General features: G+C 32.6%; 12 protein-coding genes. 7 read left to right on the forward strand and 5 right to left on the reverse strand.

Features of this window, described 5'->3' with window-relative positions; all coding sequences use genetic code 11:
• A complete protein-coding gene (locus ACXGSQ_RS12740; RefSeq protein ID WP_458626537.1) occupies window positions 1-1314 on the forward strand; it encodes a DEAD/DEAH box helicase in 1314 nt (437 codons plus the stop codon).
• Window positions 1315-1316: 2 nt separating this feature from the next.
• On the opposite strand, the gene ACXGSQ_RS12745 is transcribed toward ACXGSQ_RS12740, so the two are convergent.
• Complete coding sequence (locus ACXGSQ_RS12745; RefSeq protein WP_458626538.1) at window positions 1317-2057, reverse strand: arylesterase; 741 nt, start codon at window positions 2055-2057, stop codon at window positions 1317-1319.
• Between the two features lie 27 nt (window positions 2058-2084).
• Here ACXGSQ_RS12745 and ACXGSQ_RS12750 point away from each other — a divergent pair, with 27 nt between their 5' ends.
• The 4 genes from ACXGSQ_RS12750 (at window position 2085) to ACXGSQ_RS12765 (ending at window position 7953) form a co-directional block, all read left to right on the forward strand.
• Window positions 2085-2774 (forward strand): ABC transporter ATP-binding protein, encoded by a 690-nt coding sequence (locus tag ACXGSQ_RS12750; protein WP_458626539.1) that lies wholly within the window; start codon window positions 2085-2087, stop codon window positions 2772-2774.
• A 44-nt stretch (window positions 2775-2818) separates the two neighbouring features.
• Window positions 2819-5311 (forward strand): ABC transporter permease, encoded by a 2493-nt coding sequence (locus ACXGSQ_RS12755; protein WP_458629358.1) that lies wholly within the window; start codon window positions 2819-2821, stop codon window positions 5309-5311.
• A 153-nt stretch (window positions 5312-5464) separates the two neighbouring features.
• Window positions 5465-7222, forward strand: coding sequence for a helix-turn-helix transcriptional regulator (locus tag ACXGSQ_RS12760; RefSeq protein ID WP_458626540.1), 1758 nt, complete (start codon window positions 5465-5467; stop codon window positions 7220-7222).
• A 206-nt stretch (window positions 7223-7428) separates the two neighbouring features.
• Window positions 7429-7953, forward strand: a complete 525-nt coding sequence (locus ACXGSQ_RS12765) for a hypothetical protein (RefSeq protein ID WP_458626541.1) — start codon at window positions 7429-7431, stop codon at window positions 7951-7953.
• A 214-nt stretch (window positions 7954-8167) separates the two neighbouring features.
• Here ACXGSQ_RS12765 and ACXGSQ_RS12770 read toward each other — a convergent pair whose 3' ends face one another.
• Window positions 8168-9505 (reverse strand): exonuclease domain-containing protein, encoded by a 1338-nt coding sequence (locus ACXGSQ_RS12770; protein ID WP_458626542.1) that lies wholly within the window; start codon window positions 9503-9505, stop codon window positions 8168-8170.
• Between the two features lie 131 nt (window positions 9506-9636).
• On the opposite strand from ACXGSQ_RS12770, the gene ACXGSQ_RS12775 reads away from it, so the two are divergent.
• The gene (locus ACXGSQ_RS12775; protein ID WP_458626543.1) at window positions 9637-9837 is read left to right on the forward strand and encodes a CsbD family protein; all 201 of its coding nucleotides are present in this window, start codon (window positions 9637-9639) and stop codon (window positions 9835-9837) included.
• Between the two features lie 269 nt (window positions 9838-10106).
• Here ACXGSQ_RS12775 and ACXGSQ_RS12780 read toward each other — a convergent pair whose 3' ends face one another.
• The 3 genes from ACXGSQ_RS12780 to ACXGSQ_RS12790 form a co-directional block, all read right to left on the reverse strand.
• Entirely contained in the window at window positions 10107-10628 is a 522-nt protein-coding gene (locus ACXGSQ_RS12780) for a 5' nucleotidase, NT5C type (RefSeq protein WP_458626544.1), read from the reverse strand.
• A 146-nt stretch (window positions 10629-10774) separates the two neighbouring features.
• Window positions 10775-12079, reverse strand: coding sequence for a hypothetical protein (locus ACXGSQ_RS12785; RefSeq protein WP_458626545.1), 1305 nt, complete (start codon window positions 12077-12079; stop codon window positions 10775-10777).
• Window positions 12076-14493 carry a YobI family P-loop NTPase gene (locus ACXGSQ_RS12790; protein WP_458626546.1) on the reverse strand — a complete coding sequence of 806 codons (2418 nt, stop codon included), beginning with the start codon at window positions 14491-14493 and terminating at the stop codon, window positions 12076-12078. The genes ACXGSQ_RS12785 and ACXGSQ_RS12790 overlap by 4 nt, the downstream gene beginning before the upstream one ends.
• A 607-nt stretch (window positions 14494-15100) precedes the next feature.
• On the opposite strand from ACXGSQ_RS12790, the gene ACXGSQ_RS12795 reads away from it, so the two are divergent.
• Complete coding sequence (locus tag ACXGSQ_RS12795) at window positions 15101-16195, forward strand: alkene reductase (protein ID WP_458629359.1); 1095 nt, start codon at window positions 15101-15103, stop codon at window positions 16193-16195.
• The last annotated feature ends 304 nt before the right edge of the window (window positions 16196-16499 follow it).

Here is a 16499-nt window from a genome sequence, read left to right on the forward strand (position 1 = left end):
ATGGCAAATAATATCAAAGCACAGCAAGATATACTTGAAAAATTAAATATCTATGCGCTTAATCCAATGCAAGAATCTGCGTTGGCCACCATAGAAGAAAACCCCAATGTTATTCTTTTATCACCAACAGGAACTGGGAAAACATTAGCCTTTTTGCTACCGCTCTTAGAAACTTTGGATCCTGAATGCAAAGAAGTGCAAGCCTTAATTATTGTGCCCTCTAGAGAATTAGCCATTCAAATTGAAACGGTTGTTCGTAATATGGGATCGGGTTATAAAGCCAATGCTATTTATGGAGGTCGTGCTATTTCAAAAGATAAAATAGAATTGAAACACACACCTGCCATTTTAATTGGTACACCTGGGCGTTTGGCAGATCATTTTGAACAAGCTCGTTTTTCTACCAAATTCATTAAAACCTTAGTTATTGATGAGTTTGATATTTCAATTGAAGTAGGAGCAGGCGGCGAAATGAAACAGATCATGAGTTATTTGGCGAATGTAAATAAGCGTATTTTAACCTCTGCCACTGAAGGAGCCTCTATTCCAAAGTATTTAAAAATGGATGGAGCCAAAACCTTAAACTTTTTATCTGAAAGACCGAGTTCTAAGCTCGAAATTAAAACCGTAATCTCACCATCAGTTAATAAACACAATACTTTAGTCGATTTATTGCATCATGTTGGTAGTGATCCAGGGATTGTATTTTGTAATAAAAAAGAACGTCTTGAAGATTTAAGTCGTTTTTTAGAGAAAAAGAATATAGCACATACCTGCTTTTATAGTGGAATGGAGCAACACGATCGTGAACGTGCTTTAATTAAATTACGAAACGGAAGTGTATCTGTACTTGTTGCAAGTGATTTAGCAGCACGTGGTATTGATATCCCAGAGATGAATTATATTATTCATTACGAAATTCCTGAAGCGATTCAAGAATACACGCATCGAAATGGTAGAACAGCACGAGTAAATTCTAAAGGCACAGCGTATTTAATTAAAGGAGAGCGCGAAGTCTTACCTGATTTTGTCGGGAAATCTCAAACCATTCGTGTTAATGCTGCCAAAGACATTAAGCCTCCATTTTGGACGACTTTATTTATTTCTGGTGGTCGAAAAGATAAGATCTCTAAAGGGGATATTGCAGGACTGTTTTTTAAACAAGGAAACATTACTAAAGATCAACTCGGCGTCATAGAATTGAAACAAGACTGTGCTTTTGTTGCCGTTCCTGTTAGTATTGCCAATGACTTAGTTAACAACTTAAACAATACACGTTTAAAGAAAAAGAAAGTGCGCGTTAGTATTATCTAAGCTTAAAGCAAAGGTTGTAATACTTCCCAAACCGTATTAGCTACTATTTTATGACCTTCAACCGTTGGATGAATTCCATCATTCTGGTTAAGGGCTTTTATACCTCCAACGTCTTTCAAAATAAAAGGAATAAATTCTAAGTTATTTTTTTCGGCAATATTCATAAAGACTTGTTTAAAGTCTCTTGTGTATTCTTGTCCCATGTTCGGAGGTAATTGCATACCTGCTAGTATAATTTTAGTTTTAGGACTTTTAGATTTTACCGCATCTATTATAGATTGAAGGTTTGCGGCCGTTTCTACAAGATTAACACCTCGTAGTCCATCGTTAGCCCCTAATTCTAATATAAAGATATCAATGTCTTGGTTTAAAATCCAATCGATTCTTCCTTTTCCTCCAGCCGTAGTTTCTCCACTAATTCCAGAATTAATAATTGTATAATTTAAGTTTAAAGAATCTATTTTCTGTTGTAAAATACCAGGATAGGCATCGTTAGTATCATCTAACCCATAACCAGCCGTAATGCTATCACCAAAACAAAGAATGGTTTTGGTAGTGGTTTCTCTAGTGGCTATTTCTTCTGCTTGATCTTGCGATTGGTTTTCAGTATTTGTTTTCTCCGATTTGCTATCACCACAACCAACCAATAAAAAAGCGGTTATAATATAACAAAACTTTAAGAGTTTAGAAGCCGTTGAGATTGGTGAAATTAAATGCAAATGAGTATTTTGAGCCTTCGACATAAAGTGTCTTATTTAATTAAAATTGATATGCCAAAGATATTAAACATAACTGGTCTAGAAAAGACATATTCTAGCGGTAACAAACAATTAACAGTCCTACAAAACATTTCGTTTGCCGTAGAAAAAGGACAAACGTTTTCTATTGTTGGACCTTCAGGAAGTGGAAAAACGACGTTATTAGGCTTGTGTGCTGGTTTGGACCAACCTAATGCTGGGACCATTGAGCTTTGTGGCCAAAACTTAAACGCTTTAAATGAAGACCAACGTGCACAGTTGCGTAATAAAGAAGTGGGATTTATATTTCAGAATTTTCAGTTGTTACCAACGCTTACTGCACTTGAAAATGTGAGTGTTCCTTTAGAATTGCAAGGCTCTAAAGATGCTGATAAAATTAGTAAGGCATTATTAGAAAAAGTGGGTTTAGCTGATCGGATTCATCATTATCCATCGCAACTGTCTGGTGGAGAACAACAACGTGTGGCATTGGCAAGAGCCTTTGCCAATGCACCTTCCATTTTATTTGCAGATGAACCAACAGGAAATTTGGATGAGGAAACAGGAGAAAAAGTAATTCAACTATTGTTTGAGTTAAACAAAGAAGCCGGAACCACTTTAGTGATTATTACCCACGATTTGGATTTAGCCAACCGAACACAACAAATTTTAAGGCTTAAAGGTGGCCATATTTTAACCAACGACCGTACAGCAGTACAGTAAATAATTCATTACAGATGCGTAAAAATACCCCTTGGTTATTTAAAATGGCATGGAGAGATGCTAAAGCGAGCCGTGTACGCTTATTGTTATTTATGGCTTCTATTATATTGGGAATCGCTGCAGTAGTCTCTATTCAATTATTTAGCAGCAATCTTAAAGACAACATAAAGCTTCAGTCTAAAGCCTTAATGGGGGCAGATTATACTATAGATAGTCGGCAAGAACCCACAGCACGTGCACAAGCCATTATAGATTCTTTACAGCCTAAAGCTAAAGAAATCAATTTTGTGTCTATGATTGCTTTTCCTAAGAATGGTGGGACTAAATTAGTTAAAGTCCGTGGTCTTGATGGAGCATTTCCTTTTTATGGAACGATTGACACCGAACCAAGCTCTGCTGCAAGTACTTATCAAGATTTAAATGGAGCATTAGTTGATGCCACTTTAATGCTTCAATTTGATATAAAACCAGGCGATTCTATAAAAGTAGGAAGCTTAACATTGCCTATTTTAGGATCATTAAAAGCAATTCCCGGAAGTACAGCCATTTCAACATCTGTAGCTCCACCAATTATAATGCCATATGCATTACTAGAAGCGACAGGTCTCTTACAATTTGGAAGTCGTAAAGAGTATCAGTTTTTCTATACAACTTCTGAAACTTTTAATTTAGAACAGTTTGAAAAAACAATAGGACCTTTATTAAAAAAGGAAGAAGCAGACTTAGATACCCATACGAGTACGAGTGAACGTCTAGGGAAACGGTATGAGAATGTCGGTAAGTTTTTGAATCTAGCCGCTTTTATAGCCTTATTATTAGGTTGTATAGGGATTGCAAGCTCTGTTCATATTTATATTAAAGAGAAACTCAGTGCTATTGCTGTTTTAAAATGCATGGGAGCCTCACGACTGCAAAGTTTTCTGATTTTCTTGATTCAAATTGCAGGTATTGGTATTGTTGGAGGTCTAATAGGCTCTTTAATTGGTATTGGCGTCCAGAAATTGTTTCCATATTTACTAAAAGACTTTTTACCGTTTTCAGTTGAAATCTCAATAGCTTTTCAACCCATAGCGATTGGTGTTTTTCTCGGTTTATTTATGTCCGTGTTATTTGCTTTATTACCACTGCTTAGAACTTGGTATGTTTCTCCATTAGAAGTATTACGCGTCGATGAAAAAGGCGCTCAAGAACCGTTCAAAGTGCGGGTGATTGTTATTTCTGCAATATTAGTTTTTCTTTTCTTATTTTCTTTTTGGCTATTAGAAGATGCGGTCTATGCTTTAGGTTTTATGCTTGCGACTTTAATTGCTTTTGCGGTTTTAACAGGCGTTGCCTTACTGTTTATTAAAGCCATAAAAACTTATTTTCCAAAACGATGGGGTTTTGAAGCACGTCAAAGTTTACTCAATCTATTTAGACCCAATAACCAAACTGTGGTTTTAGTGGTTGCTATTGGTTTGGGTACCTGTTTAATTAGCACTTTGTATTTTACTAAAGATATGTTGTTATCGAAGACAGAAGTAGGGCAGAGTGCTAACAAGGCTAACATCATTATTTTAGATGTGCAGGCAGAGCAGCAAGATGCCATTGAAGACCGTATAACTTCAAAAGGTTTACCGGTTGTTAATAGTATTCCAATCGTTACGATGCGCATTCATAAAATAAAAGGACGCTTAGCGAATGAATTGCGACAAGACAGTACAAAGCAAATGCGGAATTGGATATTGAATCATGAATTTAGAAGTACATATCGCGATTCTATGATAGATTCCGAAACACTTTTAGAAGGTGAGTGGACTACGCACACCACAGCTAATGCTCCCATACTAGTTTCGATTGCAGACAATCTTGTAGAGGACGGTATAAATATCGGTGATAATATTACATTTAATGTGCAAGGGGTGCTTATGGAAACTACAGTTGGTAGTATACGAAAAGTAGATTGGAGACAATTACAACCTAACTTTAATTTTGTGTTTCCTGTTGGAGCCCTTGAGCAAGCACCACAGTTTCGCGTTATTTCTACAACTGTACCAGATGAAGCTAGCTCTGCAGCATTACAGCGCGATTTAGTGGCCGAATTCCCTAATGTTTCAATAATAGATTTACGTCAGGTTTATACTATAATTGAGGATATTTTAGATAAAGTCTCTTGGGTTATTAATTTTATGGCATTCTTCAGTATTATTACTGGAATTATTGTTTTGATAGGATCCGTGCGTACCAGCAAGTATCAACGTATAAAAGAAAGTGTATTGCTAAGAACCCTTGGGGCTAAAAATGCACAGATTTTAAAAATTTCAGCTTTAGAATATCTGTTTTTAGGATTGCTAGGTAGTTTAATAGGTATTCTATTGGCCTTAGTTGGTAGTCTTTGTTTGGCTTTATTAGTCTTTAAAGAACCTTTTGCACCTTCATTGATTCCATTTTTAGTGATTTTACCAGGCATTACTCTCTTGGTGATGGCTATTGGTTTAAGTAATATACGATCTGTTTTAAATAGTTCACCTTTAGCTGTCTTACGAAAAGAAGCATAGTGTAGTTTTGACCGTAATCTATAGCCATTTATTTGATGCAAGAATTTTCAATAGCAAACCCGCTTATGGCCCGAGTATGTCTAAAGATCATTTATTTTCGTCATTCACTCTAAAAAAAAGTATATTTAGGCCTATCTAACGTATTGATAATTAATGCTTAAGTATTATACATCATTCTTGTTTATTTTGGCTTTAGGCCTGTTTCCATTGTGGTCTCAAAGCACCACGCTTACTCGTGAAACCTATTTTAGACAATATGAACAGATTAGTGATTCTATGGCATCTGTGTTTCCTGAAAATGACATAAAAACATATAGACGCGGCTCCTTTTCTGATGCTGAAATGCAGCGGTATCTATCACTTCATTTTAAACGTTTAGATATATTAAAACATATTGAAGGGCATACCAAATTTGTTTTGGATAGCTATTTACATTCAGGCAATTGGTTTAGAGAAGTGGGGTTTCCAAAAGAATCCATAAAATCATATCTTGCCTTTTTTAGGTATTATGCCGTCCATGAAAGCCAATTAAGCCTTGTAGAACGGAACAAATTTATGGAAATGCGGAGCTATGCTCGGAGTATACTTGCTGAAAACTATGCTAAACTGGGTTTGTTAGATAGTGCAGCGTTTCAGCATAAAACGAATATGGCATTTACTAAAAACCTGGATTATATTTACCATCCATCGTCTATAAACAATTATGGTCTTTTTTTTTATTGGCATAAAAAAGATCTCGATTCTGCTATGTATTTCTTTGAACGTGCTTATGCACTTACAACGTCTAAATTCCCAAAGCATACTTTAAATGGTAGTATTCGTGATAATATTGCTGATATCTATGCCGAACAGGAAGATTATAAAAATGCCCAGCCTTTATATCAGCAAAATTTTGAGTATTTTAAAACAGCCATAAACGAAGAAACTTTAACGCATGACATTCCGCGTTTAATTAGTGCCGGATCGCAATTGGTGACTAGCGATACACATTTAAACAAATTAAATACAGCACAGGAAGCCTTTAATACCTTAGACAGTATTGTACAATATCATGAAGCCTACAATAATCTTAGCACTAGTTCTAAATTAGAATTTTTAAGGGCTAAAGAATTGCTATTGCGTGCCAAAAACAATATTCCTGCAGCGTATACTACCGTAAAGCAAATAGAGCATATTTCAGATAGTCTTCAGTCCTTATTGGATCATGCCGACAAAAAATGGCAAGAGGAATTGAATGATATTACAATAGATAAAATTGAATTAAATTTTAAAATCGACCGTATTCAAAAGGAAAACATGATTAAAAACCAGCGCGCTAAACTTTGGTTTATTGGACTTTTGTCTTCGATTTTTATAATTGTCTTAGTTTCACTAATAATTAGTAGACGGCAACACCTTATAAATGCAAAGAATAAGCAATTATTAGCAGAACAGCTCCTTGAAAACTCTGCGCTAAAGGTAGAGCAACTTAATTCTGAGATTCAATCTAAGGAACGGGACTTATCTGATTTTGCGATTAAACTCACGCAAGATCAGGATTGGGCTAAATCGCTCGCCAACCAATTAGAAGTTATAAAACAAGCGAATTCAGAAGCGCATCCGGAATTAATCAATGAACTCGATTTAGCCATTTCAAATAAAATAAGTGTTGATAGCGATACGCAAGAATTTTTTGAACGCTTAGATAAACTGAGTGATGCGTTTTACAGTAAATTGACAAAGCGCTATCCTAATTTGAGTAAAAACGAGATTAGACTGTGCTCGTTAATTCGATTAAAAATTGAAAGTAGAAGTATTGCGACGCTTCAAAATATCACCTTAGCTTCCTTAAACACCAGTCGTTATCGGTTAAGAAAAAAACTTCAACTCTCAGAAGAAACGGATTTGAATTTCTTTATTCAAAACCTATAAGCCTTTTATTACGAGGTAACTATAATTCAAATTACGAAACTGTCTATTAAATGTCTATCGCCTGTACATCAGTGGTCTATATAGATTATGCGGTTGTGGCTTACTTAACTTTTAATTTAGCAGTGTTCTATTTATACAACGTGTTTATTTAGAATAATGCTATTACCAATTTAATTATTAAGTACCACTCTAAAACCGTATCACTTATGAAAACATGTCTTCTTGGTTTAATTTTATTAGGACTCACCAACCTTAGCTCTGCACAAAATGAATTAGCAATGGGAACGTCTCAGTTTAAGGACAAGGATTATACTCCGCGTTCCATTACAGTTCTAAACGAACAGTATTTAAATTTAGAACTTCACACAGCACAACCGTTAGCGGTTCGTATTAAGAAATTACAAAAAGTAGCTGCAAATTTTGATGTGACAAAAGATCCTGTTTACAGTAAGGACAAGTCTATAACGTACACGATTAACTTTCAATCTCGTACCAATTATATTACAGCTATTTATGATGCTAAAGGTGTTATTTTGAGTTCTGATGAATATTATGAAGATGTTCGACTTCCTTTAAAGCTCACTAATCAGTTGGCTAAAGACTATCCTGGGTGGGGCTTTCTTAACAGTTCCTGTACCGTTAATTATGATCATATAAATGGCGCTGATATCACTTACGTTATCGCTATACAGAAGGAAAATAAATCGAAGTCTATTTCCCTAACGCTATAGAATCCATATCTTATTTTTCTGAGTTGAGAACAGCACTAAGTTAGTGCTGTTTTCTTTTATAATAGAGATTTTTATGTCAGTTCGAGTGTTTTGAGTATGCGAAAAACGTATCGAGAACCATTTGTGTTAAAAAGCTTCTCGATACAAAATTCCAAAAAAGGAATTTCACTCGAAGTGACAATCATTGCATATTGAGAACACTACCAACCATCAACTACAAATCCAACAAACGCGATCTTAATATCTTCTGAATATCCATATTGTTTTTTTGAGGAATGAGGAATCTCTCTAAATCATCGTTATGGCTTATGGGTTCTTCTTTATCAATAAAACCATAGCCTAAATAGTCTCCATTTTTCACTAATACAAAAGCTTCCTCATTATCATATCTTCCTTTTTCTCTAACAATGATGTCGTTCTTTTGGTCTGACATATCATGAATAGCTTCAAGAACTCGGTTATTATAGTCTTCTACAGATTCTTCATCTTTACAAACACCTTTACAGTTTTTTATACTAAAATGGGAACATTCTGAAACCGATTCTTGTAAATGACAATATTTAGGACATAAATTATATTTAGTACACATCTTTTCTAAATAGGCACGTACTTCTCTTATACTAAATAGTGTAACAATAGGATTAGGCACTAAACGCCCCTTATTACTAGCTAAATGCAGAATTCCTTTTCGATCTTCATACGAGAAAATGGCAAAGGATTGAATACTGCGCTTGGCGACTTTATTATACACCGGAAAGTGGTGCTTAATAGCAGCATCTTCCATAAGCAATGCTATTAATTCGCTACCTGAGCATTCAAAATCGATATCGCGCGTTTCTCTTACCATATCTTGTGCCTTTTTTGTTTTACTATAAAAATGGCTGAGTACTCTTTTTTTGATATTTATAGCTTTGCCTACATAGATCACGGTTCCTTTTTTATCCTTAAAATAATAGATACCTGCGGTATCTGGCAAGGCTTCAAAAGTGGCTTTAGGTAGGTTAGGAGGTAAAGTCGCTTCTTTAGAATTCTTATTTAAAAATTCTTTAAAAACAGCTGAAGCTTCAGGTTGTTGTAAGAGTAATTTAAATAGAATGGTTGTGGCTTCAGCATCCCCTCTGGCGCGGTGTCTACCAACCAAATTAATCTCTAAAGCACTACATAACTTCCCTAAACTATAAGACCGATGGCCAGGTAATAAGCGTCGGGATAAACGAACGGTACAAAGTTTCTTTCTATTGAATTCTAGACCAATTCGGCTGAATTCTCCACTAATCACTTTATAATCGAAATTCACATTATGGGCTACAAATATGGCTCCTTCAGTAATATTTATAATATCTTCTGCAACTTCTTCAAATCGCGGCGCATCAGCGACCATATGGTCATCGATTCCGGTGAGTGCTGTAATATGTTGTGGAATATAAGTTTCCGGATTAATTAGTGATGTAAACTCGTCTATTACGGTATCTCCGTTAAATTTAAAAATTGAAATCTCAGTCATGCGATTGCTTTGTCCTGTAGTTTCAACATCAATAATGGTGTAAATCATGCGTTTTCGCTTGCTTTTATGTTTTGCATCAATTTATCTATGGATTGTGCTAATGGGTGTTTAAGACTTCCTGTAAATTTACAGTAGTAGATCAAAGTGATTTAATTTATTAACTTAAAAATATAGAAATTATGTCTAAACCATGGCAAGATAAAGCAAAAGGCAATTGGAATATTGCAAAAGGAAAATTAAAACAAAAATGGGGTGAATTAACCGATGACGATTTAGATTACGCAGAAGGTAAGGAGGATGAAATCTTAGGAAGAATTCAGAAACGTACCGGAGAAACAAAAGAAAGCGTTAATGCGTTTTTGAATGATTTAAAGTTTTAGATTCCTTTTAGTTTATAAAATTAAAATCCCACGTATTGTGGGATTTTTTTATGGGTATTAATTACCTGATATTATTAGGTCATCTTGCATGCTTCTTTTAAGAATTGCAGGTTCTTTTTCATATAATTAAAACCCTTCTTTTTATCTCTTGTAGTATCGTTTGTTGAAGTTTTACATGTTCACTAAGTTTCTATTTTATTAAATAGGTGTTCATGAATGCTATTGATTTGCCATAGGTGAATAAGTGCTTTTAAAACTTTTATGCGTTTTTATAATAAACGCTCGGCAATTTCTAACCAGGTCGCGACTCTTGTGTAGCCTGTATCGTGTACATTATGAGGGGAATTAAACAATAGGGTATCGCCTTCAAATTTTTCTAAGTTGTAGGTTCTGTCGTCTATTAATAAATCTCCGTTTAAAATAAACTTATCTCCACACATAATGCGATGTTGCCAAGTGATAAACGGCATGTGCTCGTCTAACCATTCGCTTTTTTCTAATAAGGAATTCGGGAATTGTGTGGCTGCTGTGGCAATGTACACTTCGTGTTTGCTGTATAAGGCTTCCATAACTTGTATGGCATCTTTAATTGGTTCTAACTCCCGAAAAAAACCAGGTCGTAGCGCGTGATCTTTGATGCTTTTTTTGTGTGTTTCTGGGACGTTATTCCATATTTCACCAGAAGTGATTTGGTTGATATGTAAGTCTTGTTGGTGTTCTTTATTATATAATTCGATGTGCTTACCGTAAGTGTCGGCTAACACATCGTCCATGTCTACAAATATTGTCATTGGGTTGTTTTTTTTGCGAAGTTCTTGATTATGGATTGAAATGCCAAGGAGCTATGGGTTATTTAATATTTATTTAATGTTTTAACTTAGAAGTATAAATTAACTATAGATCAATCATATTTATAATTTTATTAGAAGATTCTTTTCTAAACAGTAAAATTATTCAACCAAACTCTAATTCTTTTATTCTTAGCTTTTTTATCCTTACCCGCAATACCTCTATTTTGAAGTAACTTTATTAATTTTATATTGTAATCATTATCGTTTAACATCATTTGAGAACTAGGGACAACATTGTAAGAAGCAGGTAATCTGTTTCTTAAAAAATCTACTACATTTAAATTAGTCAACATTGATTCATACAATACAATAAGGTTTACTTTTTGCTTAATTGTTAACTCCTGTTTCAACAATGCTTTAATCTTTTCTATAGATAAAATCAAACTACTTGTGTTAATAATTAAATCACACAATTCTTCTGACAATTCTTCGCTATCGTTAATTTCACTTATTGAAATTTCATCTGTTAACTTCAATTGGCTACTATTTGATATTTGGTAATTCTGTAAGATTAGTATTTTGTCAGCTATATCTATATTGTTATTATTAATGAATTCTAAGAAATTAACTTCATTTTGTACTAACAAATTAATATGCAATTCGGGGTGAGTTTCTTTTATGGCTTCATAAAATGTAGGACTTAATATAATAACTTTTTCATCTATTAAAATCTCTACTTTGTCCTCATCTATTAATTTAAAATCAAAATCATTGGGCAATTCAAAATCATTAGATATGCAACCTATAAGCTCTGTATATGAATCTATACCTAAACCATTGTTACTTATTAAATCTAAAATAAACTTAAACCGTTCTTTGTCTTCTATACTTAAATTAATCTTTCCTTCAATACTAAGACCAAGATAATTATCAGCATCGTTTAGATATTTAGTTAATGATTCATCGAAGTTATTACTAGACTCAACATAATAGCTATAAATATTATTCCAAGTTGCTTTTATACTATTGTTATCAAATACTAAACTAAAAATAGACACATCTTTTATATCGTACAAATCACTAATTTCACAATCTTGAGATTTAAGAAATAATATAGTATTTGCTATTGACAATCCTTTCTTATTAAGAACTTTTAAAATATTATCTTCATTATCATATTGATTATTTTCTAATTTGGAATAAACGTTGGAAATATAAGTGTTGTAGCTATCTTCCTCAATATATTCAGTTAATTCAAATAAGTTGCTATCATAAATATATGTTAGGTTGAAATTATCGAATGATTTCTTATCGCGAATTTCTAAATGATATTCTATAATAGTACCAATATTATTGTAGTCAAGAACATATCTATTATTCTCGTAAATAAGTTCAAAGAATTTATTATATCTATCCTCAGGAGGGGTGAGTTCTTTAAACTTTATATTCAAGACTCTTTTAAAATATCCTCAGTTTTACTCTCTAGGCTAAAGTTGTAAAAGAAATCTAAATCATCAGATATGTCATTACTTAAAGCTCCTTTATTATTTAATGCTATTAACGTTTTACTATCCGTGTTTACTAATAATAAGTGCAAAAGTCGATTTTTATCCTTATGTAAAAAGCTAGAATCTGATTGTATAGTATTCCACATATCTTTCCAGCTTTTAGCCAATTGATCAATAAATAAGACGTTTTGAACCCCTTGATTTATGTAAATGATAAAAAATTGCTTACTTCGTTTACTCCAGATTGAAATTGTTTTAAGAGTTGTTTCAAATTTATTTACATAAAACTCTCTATGAACAACAAGAAAATCTATTAAGTTAGTATTTAATATTCTATTGTCTTTAAAATAATTGATTGGTAAATCATTAACCAGATCATCAATATTTGACAATTTATAATCAAAATGTTTTGGTTCATTTACTCTCGATATTATATTTATTTTAAATTCTTGGTCACTTTCCGTTAAACCTCCTTTTTGAAAAGTTGAAATATAAACTCTATAATGCTCATCTATATATCCATTTTCTAATAAAAAGATTAATAGTAGATCATTATATATTCTTTCTTTTTCTTCATTTATTTCACTTTCCAAATAGAAACTTCCAAATTCTTCTTTTAATTTATCTTTGGATAAATCTTTTTTTATTAATATTTGAGCGAGAGTTTCATTTTGCACATCTCTCAAGTTTTGTCTTAACGTCTCTATTTTGTTTTCCTTTTCATTTATTAGTTTGTCTTCATTCACTATTATATTATACCTCTCAGAATATTTATACCCTACAAGTTTATCAATTATATCAAGAGTTGTATGAGTTGCATTATTCATGTTTTGCCTAGAAAACCAAAATATTTCCTCAGAATAGAAAATATTTAAATCAATACCTTCAATAATAATGTTATTAAATTTTATCTTTTTAGTATTTACAATTAAACCTTTAGCTGATTGATTATTAATAACTTCTTTAATATGGTATAGAAAGATAGTGTTTAAATTTGCTATACTAATTAAATGAGATTGTCTAATTTCAGTAATTGACTCGTTTATTTCTAAGATTTCATTATTAAAATCCTTAACAGATTTTTTAACTAACTTATTTTTATTTGCAAACACAACATCAATGTTACTACTTCCTTTATGCAGTCTTGAAAAGTCTTTAGGTCTTAAGTTTTTATAAATTATTAATGCTAATAATTTTTCTTGATTAAACTCTTCCTTTTGCAGTTTTTGCTGTTCTTTATAAACAACAAACTCATTTATGATGTTCACCAGTATTCTATTATCTGTTATAAATGCAGAAACAGTATTAATAAAATCCTTATTACTATTAGGATTATTAAACAAGTCTTCTTCATTACCATAAATCTCTTCCAATTTCTTAGTTAAAACATTCTTAGAATTACTAAAATTAACAAAAGGGATAGTTGGGATAATTAAGTCAAAAAATTTAGTTCTATCTAATTCATTCAAGAATATATCATCCTTTATAGCGTATAAAAAAGTAACTTTCTTAAAGCTATTCATTGTGTTTTCAAGATAGTTGTTAAGAATGAAATTTAATTCCCTAAGCGTTCTATAAATTTCAGTACTATTAAATCTATCTAAGTCTTCAATTACGACAATATCAGTCTGTATTTTTTCAAAAAAATACAATATTTCATCTATATATTTATTTAGAAAATCTTTGTGTTCAACTTTATTTCCAAGCTCGGCTTCTCCTTTTACATTTATCTTATTTATTTTAGAATTAGACATCATTTTTAATAAGAATTGTCCAATAAAAAACGAAGAGCCTATAAATAATAAAAAGAAAAGAATGCTCCAATTATTAAAACTTGAAGCGTTACTCCAGTTATTAGGATTTAATTGATATGAAAAAAAATTCAATATCAAATATGTGGATATTATAAATACAAGTAATCCGAACACTTTTAAAAGATGACCTTTTTTCCATACATCAATTTCTCGAATACGATTAATCCTTGAGTCTGGTAACTTCACTGAATCTTGACTATAAATTATCTGTTGAAGAATTGTTAATTGTATTTGATCTTTAAATGATTCATATTTATCCGTTTCGTTAAAAGATGCAAGCGAAATATTTAATGTTTTTTTGTTAGGATATTTTGATTTATAAGATTTAATTATGGTGCTTTTTCCTGAGCCATAAACTCCTGTGAGTGCTAAATTTCTAACATCAGGATTTGAAATAGCATCATTTATGTGTTTTAAATATCTTTTTACTCTTGGGTCATCTTTCTTATCTGAAGGAGAAAGTAAATCTAATTTAATACCATTATTAATTTCATCAACAACATCTTCATAAGCAGTATCTTCATTAATTGTTTTATTTCCCATTAAGTTGATATTTAAAAGTTTACAACTTCAAATTTAATAAGAAGATTCAATCAAATTGATTTTTGTTTTTAACATTAGTGAAATGTTTTTAACAATTTCAGTTTTCGGATATATTCCATTAGGAAAAGTCAGAACATTGTAACTAACGTATTTTTTATATTTGTCTTGTACGTTCATTTTGCCTTGATGCAAACTGCGAAGCATATCATGAGTTCCAAAATAAACAATAGATTTATACGAATAAACGAACCAAAAGATCAAAACGATTTGTTAGGAAATCACTGCGTGCCATTCGCTACTGCATTAATAAATAGAGGTTTTTATTAGATCTGTGTTTTCAATACTTGATATTGTAAATTAACTTTATTCTTAGCTCATTATTTCTGAAAATCGTTGGTTCCGACGGTGTCGGAATTTGGGTGTTGATGGTTTGCTAGCTGTTTGTTGTTCTTATTATAACTTATTCCCAATGGTATTTCGTTCATTATTTATAAATCTATAAAGGCATTTACTCTAAAGGTTAAACCTATCTTAATTGATGCTTTTTGGTTCATTGTGGTATTTGAAAATCGTAACTTTATATTCTAAATTAATACGAGAAAAACACATGGATATGCAACCCTTATTAACACCTTATCATAAAAATATAACATTAAAAAACCGAGTTGTTATGGCACCTATGACACGTAGTCGTGCGGATAACAACGAAAAAGTCGCTACAGACGATTTACAAGGTTTGTATTACGAACAGCGTGCTTCGGCAGGTTTAATTATTACAGAAGGTTCTCAGGTTTCTAAGGAAGCTGTGGGTTATATTAATACTCCTGGTATTCACTCTAAAGCGCAAGTGGAAGGATGGAAAACGGTGACTAAACGTGTACACGCCAAAGGAGGTACTATTTTTATCCAGTTATGGCATGTGGGTCGTATTTCGCATCCCGATTTTCATGATGGTGCGTTGCCTGTTTCTGCGTCTGCTATCAATCCGAATGCCCAGTCTTTTACTCCAAATGGATTTAAAGATACGGTTACTCCAAAAGCCATGACGCTTGAGGATATTAAACGAACCGTTACCGATTTTAAAAATGCAGCTGCAAATGCTGTGGAAGCGGGCTTTGATGGTATTGAATTGCATTCGTCTAATGGGTATTTGTTTCAGCAGTTTTTTAATGGCTGTTCTAACACCAGAACGGATGCGTATGGTGGCTCTATTGAAAACAGAGCGCGTTTCTTTTTTGAAGTTTTAGACGCTATGAAAACCGTGATTCCAGAAGAAAAAATTGGAGTGCGTTTTAATCCGTCGTTACATGGGCTGTTTGGTATTACGATAGATGAAGAGACCATTCCGACGTTTGAATATATTATTAAAAAACTAAACGACTACAACTTGGCTTATGTGCATTTGTCAGAACCGTTTACCGATGTTTCTGAGGTACCGTTTGCTGTAACTGATATTGCTAAGCATTTTCGTCCGTTGTACAATGGGACGTTGATGATTAATACTAATTTTGATCAGGAAAAAGGAAATAAGGTGCTTGCTGATGGTGATGCAGATTTAGTAGCCTTTGGTAAGCCTTTTGTATCGAATCCGGATTTAGTGGAACGTTTTGAGAAGCATTTAGCATTAGCGGAATGGGATAAGGATACGTTTTATACTTCGGGTAAAAAAGGGTATACGGATTATCCTTTTGCTTCTGAGTAAGTTTTGGTTTCTTTTGGTATTAGGATTGGCATTGTAGGGCTTTTGTTTTATGATGCCTTTTTTTTGTGCTTTTAAGCTAATGTGTTTTTTGATGAAGGTCGTCGGTTCGAGTGCATTTTACGATTGTAATGCCTAAAATTAGTATTGATAACCTGTGTTCTTAGTTGTGTTTTGATAATATTGCAATGAAAACGTTGAGATACTTGAACTTAAGTTGTGTGGTTTTTGTTTTATATGTTCATTTTTATTCGTAGATATTCATTGTATAAGAACTCATGATATACTTCGTAGTTGAAGGACCAAA

It is taken from the genome of Winogradskyella sp. PC D3.3 (genome assembly GCF_054366245.1).

Coding starts and splice junctions, on each gene's coding strand:
- ACXGSQ_RS12740 (WP_458626537.1), top strand. CDS start 1: ATGGCAAATAATATCAAAGCACAGCAAGATATACTTGAAAAATTAAAT.
- ACXGSQ_RS12745 (WP_458626538.1), bottom strand. CDS start 2,057: ATGTCGAAGGCTCAAAATACTCATTTGCATTTAATTTCACCAATCTCA.
- ACXGSQ_RS12750 (WP_458626539.1), top strand. CDS start 2,085: ATGCCAAAGATATTAAACATAACTGGTCTAGAAAAGACATATTCTAGC.
- ACXGSQ_RS12755 (WP_458629358.1), top strand. CDS start 2,819: ATGGCATGGAGAGATGCTAAAGCGAGCCGTGTACGCTTATTGTTATTT.
- ACXGSQ_RS12760 (WP_458626540.1), top strand. CDS start 5,465: ATGCTTAAGTATTATACATCATTCTTGTTTATTTTGGCTTTAGGCCTG.
- ACXGSQ_RS12765 (WP_458626541.1), top strand. CDS start 7,429: ATGAAAACATGTCTTCTTGGTTTAATTTTATTAGGACTCACCAACCTT.
- ACXGSQ_RS12770 (WP_458626542.1), bottom strand. CDS start 9,505: ATGATTTACACCATTATTGATGTTGAAACTACAGGACAAAGCAATCGC.
- ACXGSQ_RS12775 (WP_458626543.1), top strand. CDS start 9,637: ATGTCTAAACCATGGCAAGATAAAGCAAAAGGCAATTGGAATATTGCA.
- ACXGSQ_RS12780 (WP_458626544.1), bottom strand. CDS start 10,628: ATGACAATATTTGTAGACATGGACGATGTGTTAGCCGACACTTACGGT.
- ACXGSQ_RS12790 (WP_458626546.1), bottom strand. CDS start 14,493: ATGGGAAATAAAACAATTAATGAAGATACTGCTTATGAAGATGTTGTT.
- ACXGSQ_RS12795 (WP_458629359.1), top strand. CDS start 15,101: ATGGATATGCAACCCTTATTAACACCTTATCATAAAAATATAACATTA.